The sequence below is a fragment of the Salinimicrobium oceani genome (assembly GCF_012037645.1).
Genome location: NZ_JAAVJR010000278.1, coordinates 1 through 573 on the forward strand (window position 1 = coordinate 1; position 573 = coordinate 573).

At 38.0% G+C, this 573-nt stretch carries 1 protein-coding gene; it reads left to right on the top strand.

All coding sequences use genetic code 11. The annotated features are described in order from the left end of the window. Positions 1–170: 170 nt before the first annotated feature. Positions 171–573: dienelactone hydrolase family protein (locus HC175_RS16715; protein WP_209310039.1), on the top strand; the 403-nt coding region annotated here is incomplete at its 3' end.

Consider the following 573-nt stretch of genomic DNA (forward strand, 5'->3'; position numbering starts at 1 on the left):
CGCAACAATGTTACAGAAATACTGCCAAAGCTGCTCGAACAATTAAAGGCTGAAGGTTATACTTTTAAGAAACTTTAATTTTCCTGTTTTTAAGACTGTATTGATGCCTGCTGGAAAAACAGAAATTCGTTAGTAAAATTCTCTACCTTAGGTAAATAGAAAAAATTATTATGAGCGACTTGAAAAAAGAAGATATTAAGCAGGAGGTATTTGATCTTTATGATGATTATGCACATAACAAGATCAACAGAAGGCAATTTGTGGAAAAGCTTTCTCTATATACTGCAGGAAGCGTAACGCTGGGATCTCTTCTTAGCTTTATGTCGCCAAATTACGCTAATACTGCATTGGTTCCAAAAGATCATCCCGATCTTGATTCAGATTATATCACCTATGATTCTCCCAAAGGAGGTGGCAAGATAAAAGCCCTTTTATCCTCACCCAAAAACAAAACCGGTAAACTCCCCGGAGTTTTGGTCGTGCATGAAAATCGCGGTCTTAATCCTTACATTGAAGATGTGGGTCGTCGTACAGCAATTGAAGGTTTTATTAGTCTGGCGCCAGATGCCCTCT